Genomic DNA, 12455 nt, shown 5'->3' with positions numbered 1-12455 from the left:
ACAGGCCTGCCCGGGCATTGCACCCGGGCGGCACGACAGCTTTATTCAGCCGGTTTTTTCAGCTTCGGATTCGGGAAGAACTGCACGGTTTGCACCTTGGCCGGCGCGGCTTTCGGCGCCAGGTGGTTGACCCGGGTGCCCAGTTCCTTCGGCACCGACAAGCCCTGCTCGTTGAGGGTGTCGGTAAAGCCGCAAGCCACACACTCGCGGTGCGGTACGCCGTCTTCGTTCCACATCATCAGCTTGTCCGGCTCGCTGCACGCCGGGCACACGGCACCGGCAATGAAGCGCTTCTTGGTCTTGTTCACAGCTACCTCACTCATGCTGCAGCGTCCTCGGTGAGACCACTGTGGCGCAGCAATGCATCGATGGAAGGCTCACGGCCACGGAAGTCGACGAACAGCTCCATCGGCTCGCGCGAACCACCACGGGCCAGGATCGCCTCGCGGAAGGCGCGGCCGGTCTCGGCGTTCAGCACGCCTTCTTCCTCGAAGCGCGAGAAGGCGTCAGCCGACAGCACTTCGGCCCACTTGTAGCTGTAGTAGCCCGCCGCGTAACCGCCCGCGAAAATGTGCGCAAAGCTGTTGGGGAAGCGGTTGTAAGCCGGCGGGCGCATGACCGACACCTCGTCACGCACACCTTCGAGCACCTGCAATACGCTGCGGCCGTCGCCATGGCTCGCATGCAGCTCGAAATCGAACAGCGAGAACTCCAGCTGGCGCACCATCATCATGCCCGACTGGAAGTTTTTCGCGGCCAGCATCTTGTCCAGCAGGTCCTGGGGCAGGGCGGCGCCGGTTTCGTAGTGACCAGAAATCAATGCCAGGCCTTCCGGCTCCCAGCACCAGTTTTCCATGAACTGGCTTGGCAGCTCGACCGCATCCCAGGCCACGCCGTTGATGCCGGACACGCCGGCATGCTCGATGCGGGTCAGCATGTGGTGCAGGCCGTGACCGAACTCGTGGAACAGGGTGGTGACTTCATCATGGGTCAGCAATGCGGGCTTGCCGGGCGCGGCCGGGGTGAAGTTGCACACCAGGTTGGCCACCGGGCTCTGCAGCTGGCCGCCGGCAGTGCGGCGACGGTCACGGGCGCCGTCCATCCAGGCGCCACCACGCTTGTTGGCGCGGGCGTACAGGTCGAAGAAGAAACGGCCAACGTGCTGACCATTTTCCTTGATCTCGAACAGGCGTACGTCCGGGTGCCAGCTGTCGAAGCCCTTGAGCTCGGCGATTTCGATGCCGTACAGGCGCTGCACGATGCTGAACAGGCCGCCCAGCACCTTGTCGATCGGGAAGTAGGCGCGCAGGGCTTCCTGCGACACGCTGTAGCGCTGCTCGCGCAGCTTCTCGCCAAAGTAGCCGGCGTCCCAGCTGGCCAGCTCGGGGCAGCCTTGTTCGGCAGCGTAGGCCTTGAGCTGTTGCAGGTCCTGGGCGGCGAACGGCTTGGAACGCTTGGCCAGGTCACGCAGGAAGCTCAGCACCTGGTCGCTGGACTCGGCCATCTTGGTGGCCAGGCTCAGCTCTGCGTAGTTCTTGTAGCCCAGCAGTTCGGCCAGCTCCTGGCGCAGGTCGAGGATTTCGCGCATCACCGGGCCATTGTCGAACTGGCCGGCATTCGGGCCCTGGTCGGAGGCGCGGGTGCAGTAGGCGGCGTATAGCTCTTCGCGCAGGGCGCGGTCGCTGGCGTAGGTCATCACCGCGTAGTAGCTGGGGAACTCGAGGGTGATCAGCCAGCCGTCCAGGCCCTTGGCCTGGGCGGCAGCGGCCATCTGCGCCTTGGCCGAATCGGTCAGGCCGGCCAGCGCAGCTTCGTCGGTAACATGCTTGGTCCAGGCCTGGGTGGCGTCAAGCAGCTGATTGGAGAAACGGCTGCCCAGCTCGCTGAGCTTGCTCTGCACTTCGGCGTAACGCTGCTGCTTGTCCGCCGGAAGGTCGATACCCGACAGGCGGAAGTCACGCAGGGCGTGCTCGAGGATAGTCTTTTGCGCCACGTCGAAGCCGGCAGCCTCAGGGCTGTCGATCAGCGCCTGGTAGGCTTCGAACAGCGCGCGGTTCTGGCCCAGTTCGGTAGAGTAGGCACTCAGGGCTGGCAGGCAAGACTCGTAAGCCTCGCGCAGCTCGGCGCTGTTGCACACCGCATTGAGGTGGCTGACCGGGCTCCAGGCGGCGCCCAGGCGGTCGTTCAGTTCGTCCATGGCCAGCACCAGGCCGGCCCATGTAGGGTTCTTGCCCTGCTTTTCAAGGATCTCGGCAATGGCTTTACGGTTGTCGGCCAGGATCGCTTCGATCGCCGGCAACACGTGTTCGGCACGAATTTGCGAGAAGGGCGGCAGATCGTGGGATTGCAGAAGCGGGTTGTTCGCAGTCACGGTTTGGATACCTTGGCAGAAGAAACACTGCCCCATCTTAATTACAATCGACGCCGACCGCAGCAGGCAGCCTGCCTATCGGCACAGATGAGAGACGCTATCATGGCCATTCGCAGCTTCCAGCAACACACTCCGAAAGTTGGGCCCAGGGCCTTCGTCGACCGTTCGGCGGTGGTGCTGGGCGACGTGGAGATCGGTGAAGACAGTTCGGTCTGGCCGTTGACCGTGGTGCGCGGCGACATGCACCGCATCCGTATTGGCGCGCGCACCAGCGTGCAAGACGGCAGCGTGCTGCACATTACCCACGCCGGGCCTTTCAACACGGACGGTTTCCCGCTGATCATCGGCGACGAAGTGACCATCGGGCACAAGGTGATGCTGCATGGCTGCACCCTGGGCAACCGTATCCTGGTGGGTATGGGCAGCACCATCATGGATGGTGCCATCGTCGAGGACGAAGTAATCATTGGCGCCGGCAGCCTGGTGCCGCCGGGCAAACGCCTGGTCAGTGGCTACCTGTACATGGGCAGCCCGGTGAAACAGGCCCGGCTGCTGAACGACAAGGAGCGCGCATTTTTCTCCTACAGCGCCGGCAACTACGTGAAGCTCAAGGACCAGCACCTGGCCGAAGGCTACGATCAACCTGAATGACCGCATTCGCGGGCATGCACGCCCCCGCAGGTTGAGTGCCCCTTCAAGGCCTGCGCTGTACCTGTGGGAGCGGGCATGCCCGCGAATAAGGCCACGCAGCACTCAAGTGGAACCCTGTACATGCACCAGCAAAACATCCTCTTCGACCTCGACGGCACCCTGACCGACCCACGCCTGGGCATCACTCGCTCGATCCAGTACGCCCTGGCCAAGCTGGGCATCGACGAACCGGACCTGGCCCGCCTCGAACACTTCATCGGCCCACCCCTGCTGCAGGCTTTCATGCAGTTCTACAGCTTCGACGAAGCCAAGGCCTGGGATGCGGTGAACTTCTACCGGGAGCGCTTCCGCGTGACCGGTCTATACGAGAACCTCGTGTTCGAAGGTGTGCCAGAGTTGCTTGAGGCCCTGAACGGTCAGGGCCGCACGCTGTACATTGCCACCTCAAAACCGTGGGAGTTCGCCCGCGAAATCGCCCGGCATTTCGCCTTCGATCATCACTTCAAGGTGATCTACGGCAGTGAACTGGACGGCACGCGCACCAACAAGGTCGAGCTGATTCGCCATTTGCTGGATGAAGAAGGGCTGGACCCGGCGCAAACCCTGATGATCGGGGACCGCAAGCATGACCTGATCGGCGCACGCAGCAACGGGCTGCAGGCTGTCGCGGTGGGATACGGGTTTGGCAGCCGGGAAGAGCTGATGGCAGAAGAACCCGCTTTCCACTTCGCCACGGTAGCCGATTTGCATCAGGCTTTTAGCAAGGCTTGAGCGCCAGCAGAGCTGCTTTGCAGCCGGCCCTCCCACCTCGAGCGGCGTGCGCAGGGCCTTTGTGGGAGCGGCCTTGTGTCGCGATGGGCCGCAAAGCGGCCCCAAAATCTCAAAGGCTAACCATCAGACGCTGCAGCGCCGCTTTCCTTTCTTCAATCGGCAACCGCCCCAAATGCGCGACCCGCTCGTAGAACCGAACCCAATCTCCCCCCACCTCACGAAACAGCGCCGCAAACGCCGGCACCCACTGGTCATATAGCCCGAACGGCAACAACTTGGCATTATTCATCGGCCCATACATCCAGGCGTCATAGCGCTTGTCACCACCCCACTGGCCATCACGCACCTGCCGGTATTCACGCCTCAAACGCTCAAACACGGCCTGCTTGGCCCGACGCTTGTGTGCATCATCCAACGGCCCCGCATAAATCGCCTGCAATCGCTCACGGCTGGCCAACACCAGGCGGATAAATTGGTCGCGCTGCTTTCCCTGATCCCCGCCAACCGCCGCCAGCCCGCGCGCCGCACGCCATTGCCGCGTGCCTTCCTGCTCGACGAACGAGGCAAACGACTCATTGAACTCGGTATCGTCCTGCACATAGAAGCGCTGGTGGGCCAATTCATGAAAGATCAACGTAGCCAGGCGCTCATCGCCCCAGCCCACCATCGACGACAAAATCGGGTCATCGAACCAACCCAGGGTCGAATAAGCTTCCACGCCGCCCACGTACACATCCAGGCCATCCTGACGCATCAACGCCGCAGCGCCTCGCGCCGCGCCTTGCTGGTAGTAGCCGCGGTACGCCACGCACCCGGCAATCGGAAAGCAGTGCGTTACCGGTTGCAACGACAACTCGGGCGTGGCGAACACATTCCACACCACGTAGCGGCGGCCAAGGTCGGCGTATACCCGGTAGCTGCGGTTGTCTGGCAGTTTCAATTGCTGGCTGGCAAACGCCCGCGCCTGTTCGGCCTGTTGCAGGTGCGCGCGCAAGGGGGCAGGGGTAGCAGGGTCGGCCAATACCTGCTCTACAGGCTGCCGTGCCCGCAGCAACTGCCACTGGCCCTGGGCCAGCTGCCCGTAGTAGGCGACATTGCTGCAACCGTTCAGCAGGAGCGCCGCAACCAGCGGAACCAAACGGGTGAAAATGCGGTCGAGTGCCCCAAGGCCTGAGCGCTGCATAAGAAAAAGTCGAAGCATCCGGGACTGTCTGACTCGCTCAAGACCATTTCGCTCCAAGACTATCTCGCCAAGGGGGAGTTTCGCCATGCGCGCATTATTGGTCGCCGGATCACTGTTGTTGATCTCTGCCTGTTCAACATTGCCAGACCCAGACCCGAACCAGGCCTGGATCGACCTCACCCGCTACGACAATACGTCGCTGGACGCCGTGCAGGTAGATGAGCGTGACTGGGCTGACAGCCGCTATTTCGAGGTTCAACCCGGCAGCCACGAACTGACCGTGCGCTATCAGTTTCCGGTTAACCCCAGCAATATCGGCCCCGTCGAGGAGCCATTGTGGCGCGATTGCCAGGTCAAGCTGACCTTCAAGGACTTCAGCGCCGGGCAGCGTTATCAGCTGCAAGCCGGCAGCATTGGCTTTCGCCCTTGGATAAAACTCTACGACCACCAGCAAAAACTGCTGGGTCAAGGGCTGCCGGCGGGTTGTCAGCGCACCTGAACCGCACAAACGGCGCTATGCTTGTTACTTGTAAATCGCAAGTGGGAGTTTTGCCATGCGCCAGCCCATGATGCTGATCGCCCTCAGTACACTGGGGGCTTGCGCCAGCCCCTTGCCGCCCGTCGACCCCAAGCAGGCCTGGGTCGATCTATACACCATGACCCCCGGTCGGGTGATCATGGCCGACCGCCTCGACGGCAAGCGCCTGGACGATGGCCGTTACTTTCAGGTGACACCGGGCAAGCATGAACTGGTGGTGCGCTTCGATTATGAAATCTACTCGGGCGGCCTCATGTCACAACCCAGGGACCGAACCTGCTACCTGACCGTCCGCTTTGACAACTTCAAGGCCGGCGAGCGCTATCGCCTGGAAGCGCGGGCGCCGGTGATGGAGCCGCAGGTGCTGCTGTATGACGCCAACCGCAAGGTGGTGGTGAACGAGCCTAGCGAAGTGTTCTGCATCCCGTGAATGTGGGGCTGCTTCGCAGCCCCGGGCCCTGATGCTTATCGATCGTTCTTCTGATAAATGATCTTCTTCGTCCCGCCATCGCAGGTCCCGACGACCATGTTCTGGTCCTTGACCTCGCTGTTGGGCACGATCTCCAGCGTATAGGACGAAACCCCTTGGGCCTGGATCTTGGCCTCGATCTCGGTTTTCAGCTCTTCGCATGGCTTGACGGCCGCCAGCGCAGACGTGGCGACAAGGGAAGCCAACACAGCGATAGCTACGCGAATCATGGAACGGCTCCTGGAAAGGGCAGTGGCGCTGCCGACGTTCTTTAGACTACAGCAAACCACCACCATTGCACCGTTTCAGCCCACCAACGCCGCATCCAGGCTGATCTTCGCATTCAAAACCTTGGACACCGGGCAGCCTTCCTTCGCCTTGTTGGCAATCTCCAGGAATTGAGCCTCGCTGGCCCCAGGTACCTTGGCCCTGAGCACCAGATGCACAGCGGTAATGGCAAAACCGTCAGCTTGCTTGTCGAGCGTCACCTCTGCAGCGGTGTCGATCCGCTCTGCGGTAAGCCCCGCCTCGCCGAGCATCATGGATAGCGCCATCGAGAAACAACCAGCATGGGCCGCGCCAATCAGCTCCTCCGGGTTGGTGCCGGGCGTGCCCTCGAAACGTGTGTTGAAGCCATAAGGGTTCTGCTTGAGTGCGCCGCTTTCGGTAGAAAGCAGACCTTTTCCATCCTTCAGGCCACCTTGCCAGATCGCCGATGCTGTCTTTTTCATGATGCCTCCTGGTCACTGGGTTGCTTACCTAGGGTTCAGAGGCCTGCCGCCTGCCGCAAGTTCAGCGCAATATGCTTGCAGGCATTGAATCCAACGAACGCGCCCATACAGAGTCAAAAAGGCCTCTGGCCAATCACTTTTGCGGAGGCTCCATGACGCAGCTGCGTGACCTGAAGATTTCCACCCTGGACCTGGTGCCCGTACGCGCCGACGCTGGCCCCGCGCAATCGCTGCGCAACTCGCTGGACCTGGCGCAACATGTCGAGCGCTTTGGCTATAACCGCTTCTGGGTGGCCGAGCACCACAACATGGACGGCATCGCCAGTTCGGCGACATCGGTGCTGATCGGCTACCTGGCCGGTGGCACCTCACGTATTCGCGTGGGCTCTGGCGGGGTGATGCTGCCCAACCATGCGCCACTGGTGATCGCCGAGCAGTTCGGCACCTTGGCCAGCCTGTATCCGGGGCGTATCGACCTTGGCCTGGGCCGTGCACCGGGTTCGGACCAGATGACGGCCTATGCCCTGCGACGCGACCGCGCTGGCGGCCCGGACGACTTCCCGGACGATGTCGAGGAGCTTTCGCGCTACCTCGGGCCACGCACTGATGATCAAAAAGTGATCGCCGTACCGGGGTACGACACCGACGTGCCGATGTGGTTGCTGGGATCCAGCCTGTTCAGTGCCCAGCTGGCTGGCATGCGCGGCATGCCCTACGCCTTCGCCTCGCATTTCGCGCCACGCTACATGCACGAAGCCATTCGCGTGTATCGCAACCATTTCAAGCCCTCGACCACGCTGGACAAGCCGTATGTGATGCTGGGCATTCCCATGGTGGTGGCGCAGACCGACGAGAAGGCCGAATACCTGGCCACCTCGGTCTACCAGCGCATCCTGGCGCTGATTCGTGGACAGAGCCTGATGCAGAAGCCACCCGTGGAAAGCATGGAGGGGCTGTGGTTGCCCCATGAGCGAGAGACGGTGGGCAGCTTCCTGGGGCTGGCCATGATCGGCAGCCCGCAGAAGGTAAAGGCCAAGGTAGAAGTGCTGCTGGAACAGACGGGTGCAGATGAGCTGATCTTTACCTGTGACCTGTATGAGCATGCGGACCGCATTCGGTCATATGAGCTGATGGCGCAGGCCCTCAAGACCGAGTGACCCTCGTCGCGGGCTCGCCCGCTCCCATAGGTTGACTGTGGAAGCGGGCAAGTCCGCGAAAGGGCAAACGCATCAGCCGCGGCGGTAAACAATCTCCTTGGTCCCGGCCTCACAGCTACCAATGACCTTGCCCGCCGGGTCGCCTTTCTTGACGATCTCCAGCTTGTAGCCAGTGACGCCCTTGGCATCCAGCTTGGCCGCAATTTCCGCCTTCAGCTCCTCGCACGGTTTGCCCGCTGCCAGCGCACCACTGGCCAGGGTCATCAGGCCCAGCGCCAGAATCAGTTTGTTCATCACTCGCGTTCCTTGTGCAGATGAAATCAGAAGGGGCCCCACCAAGGCGCCCCTTTTCTGAATACCTCATCACGCCGGGATCATACAACCCGACGTTGTTTCAGCTATTGGCGATACGGAAGCCGACCTTCAGCGTGACCTGGAAGTGCGCCGCTTTGTTGTCGCGGATATGGCCGCGGGTATCGACCACTTCGAACCATTCCAGGTGCTTGATGCTTTTACCGGCTTCGGCCAAAGCATTGTTGATCGCCTCTTCGATACTGGTGGGCGAAGACCCGACCAGTTCGATTTTCTTGTAGGTGTGATGATCAGTCATGAGTGCTCTCCATGGGTGACAGTGAGATTCAGCCTAGCAGCGCAGGCCTGGTTTACCTGCGAGCGGTCACTGTCTGCGAAAGTTCGATCGCACTTTCACGCAGCCCAAGGGTCGCAATCCTTACAGCCCATACTGCAAAGGAGAGTCAACATGCACCGCAACTCGCTGCGTAAAACGTCCCTGGAAAGCATGGAAGCGGAGATCGAGAGCCTTCTGAAAAGCTTGGAAAACCTCAAGCATGATGCGTCGGAAGAGTCCCAGAAGTCGGTGAAGGCAATCCGCAGCAACGCTGAAAGCGCACTGCGTCATTCGCGCAGCCTACTGAGCGATGCGTACGAGGAAGTGAAGCAGCGTACCCGCCAGACCGGCAAAGCCACCCGGGACTACGCTCAGGAACACCCATACACCACCGCCGGTGTGGCCATTGGTGCGCTGGGCCTGCTGGCGGCCTACCTGATATGCAAGCGAAACTAAGCGCTCTGCCGCGCAAGTTCCGCCCGTAACCACTGCGCCAACTGCTCGGCGCGCCCGTCTGCGGCGCGCCGTGGCACCCACAATGCCAGCGCCGCCTGGGTAGGTGAAAAGCCCCAAGGCGCACTCAAACGGCCCGCCCGCAGGTCATCGGCGACCAGCGGCTGCGGTGCTATCGCCACGCCCAATCCGGCCACGGCAGCCTCCAACAGGTAATACAAGTGCTCGAAGGCCTGGCCATAGTGAATGGCCGCCGGGTCCAGGCCCTGTTGCACCGCCCAGGTCGGCCAGGCTTGTGGGCGTGAAGTGGTGTGCAGCAAGGCTTCGCCCAGCAGTGCCTTGGCGGGCGCGCCCTGCAAGCGCTGGAAGCCTGCGAAATGCGGGCTGAGCACCGGCCCGATGCATTCCTCGGCCAGCACATGCACCTGCATGTCCGCTGGCCACGGTGGCTCGGCATACACCAGCAACGCATCCAGCCCAGGCCGCCGCGGGTCAAGGTCGCCCTCACCCGCCGACAGGTGCAAGCGCAGCTCAGGCAAATCCGCCTGCAACCGCCCCAGCCGCGGGATAAACCATCGCGCCAGCAGGCTGCCCGAGCAGCCCAGCACGAATGGCGCCTCGCTCACATCACGGCTGAGCTCGGAACACACGCTGCGCAGCCGGTCGAAGGCCTCACCGCTGGCATCGCGCAGACGCATACCGGCATCTGTGAGTTTGATGCCACGCCCGTCCTTGACGAACAGGGCTACGCCCAGATGCTCCTCAAGCACCTTGATCTGCCGGCTGACAGCGCCGTGAGTGACGTGCAGCGCTTCCGCCGCCTGGCTGACACTGTTCAGCCTGGCTGCAGCCTCGAAGGCGCGCAGGGCATTGAGGGGAGGGAGGTCGTGGGCCATTTTACCTGTGAGTTTTTCTGACAAGTTTACGCAATCTTATCGGTTTTCAGCCGAGCTTGCCGTGGTTAGAGTAAAGCCCATCACTCATTCACTACGCCTTGGAGCGCCCCATGACCCAGTCCCAATACCGCCCCGGCCCCGATGCCAATGGCCTGTTCGGCTCGTTCGGCGGCCGCTACGTGGCCGAAACCCTGATGCCACTGGTGCTGGACCTGGCCCGCGAATACGAAGCGGCCAAGGCAGACCCCAAGTTCCTTGAAGAGCTGGCTTACTTTCAGCGCGACTACATCGGCCGCCCCAACCCGCTGTACTTCGCCGAGCGCCTGACCGAGCATTGCGGCGGGGCGAAGATTTTCTTCAAGCGTGAAGAGCTCAACCATACCGGCGCGCACAAGGTGAACAACTGCATCGGCCAGGTGCTGCTGGCCAAGCGCATGGGCAAAAAGCGCCTGATCGCCGAAACAGGCGCCGGCATGCACGGTGTCGCCACCGCCACTGTCGCCGCGCGCTTCGGGCTGCCTTGCGTGATCTACATGGGCGCCACCGACATCGAGCGCCAGCAGGCCAACGTGTTCCGCATGAAGCTGCTGGGCGCCGAGATCGTGCCGGTTACCGCCGGCACCGGCACCCTGAAAGACGCCATGAACGAAGCCCTGCGTGACTGGGTTACCAACGTCGAAGACACCTTCTACCTGATCGGCACCGTGGCTGGCCCACACCCGTACCCCGCCATGGTCCGTGACTTCCAGTCGATCATCGGCAAAGAAACCCGTGCCCAGTTGCAAGAGAAGGAAGGCCGTCTGCCAGACAGCCTGGTTGCCTGCGTCGGCGGCGGCTCCAATGCCATGGGCCTGTTCCATGAATTCCTCGAAGAGCCGAGCGTGCAGATCATCGGCGTTGAAGCCGGTGGCCACGGCGTACACACCGACAAACATGCCGCCAGCCTGAACGGTGGCGTACCGGGCGTGTTGCACGGCAACCGCACATACCTGTTGCAGGACCAAGACGGCCAGATCACCGATGCCCACTCGATTTCCGCAGGCCTGGACTACCCGGGCATCGGCCCGGAGCACGCCTATCTGCATGAGGTGAAGCGCGTCGAGTACGTCAGCATCACCGACGACGAAGCATTGGATGCGTTCCACGCAACGTGCCGACTGGAAGGCATCATCCCAGCCCTGGAAAGCTCCCACGCCTTGGCCGAAGCGATCAAGCGCGCACCGAAGCTGCCCAAGGACCACCTGATGGTCGTGTGCCTGTCGGGCCGCGGCGACAAAGACATGCAAACCGTCATGAACCACATGGCCGCCCAGGAGAAACACGCATGAGCCGTCTTGAACAACGCTTCGCCGAGCTGAAGGCCGAAGGCCGCTCGGCACTGGTCACCTTCGTAACAGCTGGCGACCCGGGCTACGACGCCTCGTTGCAGATCCTCAAGGGCCTGCCGGCTGCTGGTGCCGACGTGATCGAGCTGGGCATGCCGTTCACCGACCCGATGGCCGATGGCGTGGCCATCCAGCTGGCCACCCTGCGCGCCCTTGAAGCTGGCCAGACCTTGGCCAAGACCCTGCAGATGGTTCGCGAATTCCGTGTGGATAACCAGACCACGCCGATCGTGCTGATGGGTTACTACAACCCTATCCACCGCTTTGGCGTGGACACGTTCGTGGCTCAAGCCAAGGAAGCGGGCGTCGATGGCCTGATCATCGTCGACCTTCCGCCAGAGCACGATGCCGAACTGGCTACCCCGGCCCAGGCCGCAGGCATCGACTTCATCCGCCTGACCACCCCGACCACCGACGACGCGCGCCTGCCACGCGTGCTGGAGCGCAGCTCCGGGTTCGTCTACTACGTGTCGGTGGCTGGTGTGACCGGTGCCGGTTCGGCGACCACCGAGCATGTGACCGAAGCCATTGCCCGCCTGCGCCGGCATACCGATCTGCCGATCAGCGTTGGCTTCGGCATTCGCACGCCGGAACAGGCTGCGAACATTGCCCGCTTGGCGGATGGTGTGGTGGTTGGCTCGGCACTGGTCGACAAGATCGCCCCAGCCAAAAGCGCCGATCAGGCGGTGAGCGATGTATTGAGCCTGTGCTCGGCATTGGCTGAAGGGGTGCGTGGCGCACGCCGTTAAACCGCGTCGTCTGCTTCGCGGGTAAACCCGCTCCTACGGGGCCAGCGCCACCCTCTGGCTCTGCGATATCGTTGTAGGAGCGGGTTCACCCGCGAATAGGCTGGCACAGGCTACCCCGCCTAGCCCCCAAAAACCGCCAGATTCAATGGCCGCACGGCTCCCATCCAGATGGCATGATCCCGGTGGTCTGCCAGTTCATCCCCGGTTTCCGGGTGCATGAATACCACCAGGCCCTTGCGGTACAGCGCCAGCCAAGGCAAAACCACCCCCACCACCTCGGGCCCGAACGCCAGCTGGCAACTCCAGTCCGGATGCGGCCCAACCGGTTTCTGATGCATGCGCCCCATGGTCACGGGGAACAGCCGCGCGGCCTCCTCGCACAGTTCGCGGGCCTGCTCCATGGTGGCTGCGTCGTAATAAACGTGGGCGTGGTAACCCTTGATCCTCTGCACGATAACTCCTGATTGCGGTCC

Annotated in this window: 17 protein-coding genes; 8 read left to right on the top strand and 9 right to left on the bottom strand. The window is 62.3% G+C overall.

Annotated features, from left to right (window positions below; translation table 11 throughout):
- Window positions 1-41 precede the first annotated feature (41 nt).
- Both FQ668_RS26875 and prlC read right to left on the bottom strand, forming a co-directional pair.
- Complete coding sequence (locus FQ668_RS26875; protein ID WP_010951500.1) at window positions 42-323, bottom strand: YheV family putative zinc ribbon protein; 282 nt, start codon at window positions 321-323, stop codon at window positions 42-44.
- Window positions 320-2407 (bottom strand): oligopeptidase A, encoded by a 2088-nt coding sequence (prlC, locus tag FQ668_RS26870; protein ID WP_019436839.1) that lies wholly within the window; start codon window positions 2405-2407, stop codon window positions 320-322. The genes FQ668_RS26875 and prlC overlap by 4 nt, the downstream gene beginning before the upstream one ends.
- A gap of 66 nt (window positions 2408-2473) precedes the next feature.
- Between prlC and FQ668_RS26865 the strand changes: the two genes are divergently transcribed.
- Both FQ668_RS26865 and FQ668_RS26860 read left to right on the top strand, forming a co-directional pair.
- A complete protein-coding gene (locus FQ668_RS26865; RefSeq protein ID WP_014589236.1) occupies window positions 2474-3022 on the top strand; it encodes a gamma carbonic anhydrase family protein in 549 nt (182 codons plus the stop codon).
- Between the two features lie 120 nt (window positions 3023-3142).
- Entirely contained in the window at window positions 3143-3793 is a 651-nt protein-coding gene (locus FQ668_RS26860) for an HAD family hydrolase (protein ID WP_014589235.1), read from the top strand.
- 109 nt (window positions 3794-3902) lie between these two features.
- Here FQ668_RS26860 and FQ668_RS26855 read toward each other — a convergent pair whose 3' ends face one another.
- On the bottom strand, window positions 3903-4976 hold the full coding sequence (locus tag FQ668_RS26855) for an aminopeptidase (protein ID WP_019436838.1): 1074 nt from the start codon (window positions 4974-4976) through the stop codon (window positions 3903-3905).
- Between the two features lie 85 nt (window positions 4977-5061).
- On the opposite strand from FQ668_RS26855, the gene FQ668_RS26850 reads away from it, so the two are divergent.
- Both FQ668_RS26850 and FQ668_RS26845 read left to right on the top strand, forming a co-directional pair.
- A complete protein-coding gene (locus FQ668_RS26850; protein WP_003253063.1) occupies window positions 5062-5475 on the top strand; it encodes a hypothetical protein in 414 nt (137 codons plus the stop codon).
- A 55-nt stretch (window positions 5476-5530) separates the two neighbouring features.
- Entirely contained in the window at window positions 5531-5944 is a 414-nt protein-coding gene (locus FQ668_RS26845) for a lipoprotein (RefSeq protein ID WP_010951495.1), read from the top strand.
- A gap of 35 nt (window positions 5945-5979) precedes the next feature.
- Here FQ668_RS26845 and FQ668_RS26840 read toward each other — a convergent pair whose 3' ends face one another.
- Window positions 5980-6213, bottom strand: coding sequence for a DUF1161 domain-containing protein (locus FQ668_RS26840; RefSeq protein WP_003253067.1), 234 nt, complete (start codon window positions 6211-6213; stop codon window positions 5980-5982).
- A 75-nt stretch (window positions 6214-6288) separates the two neighbouring features.
- The gene (locus FQ668_RS26835) at window positions 6289-6714 is read right to left on the bottom strand and encodes an OsmC family protein (RefSeq protein WP_003253070.1); all 426 of its coding nucleotides are present in this window, start codon (window positions 6712-6714) and stop codon (window positions 6289-6291) included.
- 152 nt (window positions 6715-6866) lie between these two features.
- Here FQ668_RS26835 and FQ668_RS26830 point away from each other — a divergent pair, with 152 nt between their 5' ends.
- A complete protein-coding gene (locus tag FQ668_RS26830; protein ID WP_014589232.1) occupies window positions 6867-7871 on the top strand; it encodes an LLM class flavin-dependent oxidoreductase in 1005 nt (334 codons plus the stop codon).
- Between the two features lie 72 nt (window positions 7872-7943).
- On the opposite strand, the gene FQ668_RS26825 is transcribed toward FQ668_RS26830, so the two are convergent.
- A complete protein-coding gene (locus FQ668_RS26825) occupies window positions 7944-8165 on the bottom strand; it encodes a DUF1161 domain-containing protein (RefSeq protein WP_144180728.1) in 222 nt (73 codons plus the stop codon).
- 100 nt (window positions 8166-8265) lie between these two features.
- Window positions 8266-8481 carry a dodecin gene (locus FQ668_RS26820; RefSeq protein WP_003253076.1) on the bottom strand — a complete coding sequence of 72 codons (216 nt, stop codon included), beginning with the start codon at window positions 8479-8481 and terminating at the stop codon, window positions 8266-8268.
- A 150-nt stretch (window positions 8482-8631) separates the two neighbouring features.
- Between FQ668_RS26820 and FQ668_RS26815 the strand changes: the two genes are divergently transcribed.
- Complete coding sequence (locus FQ668_RS26815; protein WP_014589231.1) at window positions 8632-8955, top strand: YqjD family protein; 324 nt, start codon at window positions 8632-8634, stop codon at window positions 8953-8955.
- On the opposite strand, the gene FQ668_RS26810 is transcribed toward FQ668_RS26815, so the two are convergent.
- Window positions 8952-9848 carry a LysR family transcriptional regulator gene (locus FQ668_RS26810; protein WP_014589230.1) on the bottom strand — a complete coding sequence of 299 codons (897 nt, stop codon included), beginning with the start codon at window positions 9846-9848 and terminating at the stop codon, window positions 8952-8954. The genes FQ668_RS26815 and FQ668_RS26810 overlap by 4 nt on opposite strands.
- Before the next feature lie 110 nt (window positions 9849-9958).
- Here FQ668_RS26810 and trpB point away from each other — a divergent pair, with 110 nt between their 5' ends.
- Both trpB and trpA read left to right on the top strand, forming a co-directional pair.
- Complete coding sequence (trpB, locus tag FQ668_RS26805) at window positions 9959-11176, top strand: tryptophan synthase subunit beta (protein ID WP_004575268.1); 1218 nt, start codon at window positions 9959-9961, stop codon at window positions 11174-11176.
- A complete protein-coding gene (gene trpA, locus FQ668_RS26800; protein WP_144180726.1) occupies window positions 11173-11982 on the top strand; it encodes a tryptophan synthase subunit alpha in 810 nt (269 codons plus the stop codon). The genes trpB and trpA overlap by 4 nt, the downstream gene beginning before the upstream one ends.
- A 119-nt stretch (window positions 11983-12101) precedes the next feature.
- Here trpA and FQ668_RS26795 read toward each other — a convergent pair whose 3' ends face one another.
- Window positions 12102-12434, bottom strand: coding sequence for a DOPA 4,5-dioxygenase family protein (locus FQ668_RS26795; RefSeq protein WP_014589228.1), 333 nt, complete (start codon window positions 12432-12434; stop codon window positions 12102-12104).
- Window positions 12435-12455 lie beyond the last annotated feature (21 nt).

It is taken from the genome of Pseudomonas sp. Kh14, from assembly GCF_900291005.1.
In the GTDB taxonomy this organism is placed as follows: Bacteria; Pseudomonadota; Gammaproteobacteria; order Pseudomonadales; family Pseudomonadaceae; genus Aquipseudomonas; species Aquipseudomonas alloputida.
The sequence above is the reverse complement of the archived record's forward strand: the minus strand, read 5'-3'. Positions and strand labels throughout refer to the sequence as shown.

Excerpts from the sequence above, each read along its gene's own strand:
- FQ668_RS26835 (WP_003253070.1), bottom strand. The coding sequence starts at position 6,714 with ATGAAAAAGACAGCATCGGCGATCTGGCAAGGTGGCCTGAAGGATGGA.
- FQ668_RS26865 (WP_014589236.1), top strand. The coding sequence starts at position 2,474 with ATGGCCATTCGCAGCTTCCAGCAACACACTCCGAAAGTTGGGCCCAGG.
- prlC (WP_019436839.1), bottom strand. The coding sequence starts at position 2,407 with ATGGGGCAGTGTTTCTTCTGCCAAGGTATCCAAACCGTGACTGCGAAC.
- FQ668_RS26845 (WP_010951495.1), top strand. The coding sequence starts at position 5,531 with ATGCGCCAGCCCATGATGCTGATCGCCCTCAGTACACTGGGGGCTTGC.
- FQ668_RS26875 (WP_010951500.1), bottom strand. The coding sequence starts at position 323 with ATGAGTGAGGTAGCTGTGAACAAGACCAAGAAGCGCTTCATTGCCGGT.
- FQ668_RS26820 (WP_003253076.1), bottom strand. The coding sequence starts at position 8,481 with ATGACTGATCATCACACCTACAAGAAAATCGAACTGGTCGGGTCTTCG.
- FQ668_RS26855 (WP_019436838.1), bottom strand. The coding sequence starts at position 4,976 with ATGCAGCGCTCAGGCCTTGGGGCACTCGACCGCATTTTCACCCGTTTG.
- FQ668_RS26815 (WP_014589231.1), top strand. The coding sequence starts at position 8,632 with ATGCACCGCAACTCGCTGCGTAAAACGTCCCTGGAAAGCATGGAAGCG.
- trpA (WP_144180726.1), top strand. The coding sequence starts at position 11,173 with ATGAGCCGTCTTGAACAACGCTTCGCCGAGCTGAAGGCCGAAGGCCGC.
- FQ668_RS26860 (WP_014589235.1), top strand. The coding sequence starts at position 3,143 with ATGCACCAGCAAAACATCCTCTTCGACCTCGACGGCACCCTGACCGAC.
- FQ668_RS26825 (WP_144180728.1), bottom strand. The coding sequence starts at position 8,165 with ATGAACAAACTGATTCTGGCGCTGGGCCTGATGACCCTGGCCAGTGGT.
- FQ668_RS26850 (WP_003253063.1), top strand. The coding sequence starts at position 5,062 with ATGCGCGCATTATTGGTCGCCGGATCACTGTTGTTGATCTCTGCCTGT.
- FQ668_RS26810 (WP_014589230.1), bottom strand. The coding sequence starts at position 9,848 with ATGGCCCACGACCTCCCTCCCCTCAATGCCCTGCGCGCCTTCGAGGCT.
- FQ668_RS26840 (WP_003253067.1), bottom strand. The coding sequence starts at position 6,213 with ATGATTCGCGTAGCTATCGCTGTGTTGGCTTCCCTTGTCGCCACGTCT.
- FQ668_RS26830 (WP_014589232.1), top strand. The coding sequence starts at position 6,867 with ATGACGCAGCTGCGTGACCTGAAGATTTCCACCCTGGACCTGGTGCCC.
- trpB (WP_004575268.1), top strand. The coding sequence starts at position 9,959 with ATGACCCAGTCCCAATACCGCCCCGGCCCCGATGCCAATGGCCTGTTC.